This window comes from Streptomyces canarius (assembly GCF_014650735.1).
Lineage (GTDB): Bacteria > Actinomycetota > Actinomycetes > Streptomycetales > Streptomycetaceae > Streptomyces > Streptomyces olivaceoviridis.
Genome location: NZ_BMVN01000210.1, coordinates 1 through 848 on the forward strand (window position 1 = coordinate 1; position 848 = coordinate 848).

General features: G+C 68.9%; 1 protein-coding gene. It reads right to left on the reverse strand.

All coding sequences use genetic code 11. From position 1 onward, the window contains the following. On the reverse strand, window positions 1–848 hold an 848-nt coding region (gene ilvC / locus IE294_RS46920), incomplete at both ends, for a ketol-acid reductoisomerase (protein ID WP_189895410.1).

The following is an 848-nucleotide window of genomic DNA, read 5'->3' on the forward strand; positions in this document are numbered from 1 at the left end:
CCGTCCTGGATCTCGGCGAGGACCTTCTTCATCTCGGCCTTGGTGGCGTCGGTGATGATGCGCGGGCCGGTGACGTAGTCGCCCCACTCGGCGGTCTCGGAGATGGACCAGCGCATCTTCTCCAGGCCGCCCTCGTACATGAGGTCCACGATCAGCTTCAGCTCGTGCAGGCACTCGAAGTAGGCGATCTCCGGCTGGTAACCGGCCTCGGTCAGCGTCTCGAAGCCCGCCTTGACCAGGGCGGCGGTGCCACCGCAGAGCACGGCCTGCTCACCGAACAGGTCGGTCTCGGTCTCCTCGGTGAAGGTGGTCTTGATGACGCCGGCGCGGGTGCCGCCGATGCCCTTGGCGTACGACAGGGCCAGCGCGAAGGCGCCTGAGGAGGCGTCCTGCTCCACGGCCACGATGCACGGGACGCCGCGGCCCTCCTCGTACTGACGGCGCACCAGGTGGCCCGGGCCCTTCGGGGCGACCATGCAGACGTCCACGCCCGCCGGGGGCTTGATGAAGCCGAAGCGGATGTTGAAGCCGTGGCCGAAGAACAGCGCGTCGCCGTCCTTCAGGTTCGGGGCGATGGACTCCTCGTAGACCTGGGCCTGGATCGGGTCCGGGACGAGGATCATGATGACGTCGGCCTCGGCGGCGGCCTCGGCCGGGGTCACCACGCGCAGGCCCTGCTCCTCGGCCTTGGCCTTGGACTTGGAGCCCTCGTGCAGACCGACACGCACGTCCACACCGGAGTCACGCAGCGACAGGGCGTGGGCGTGGCCCTGGCTGCCGTAGCCGATGACCGCGACCTTGCGGCCCTGGATGATGGACAGGTCGGCGTCGGCGTCGTAGAACAGCTC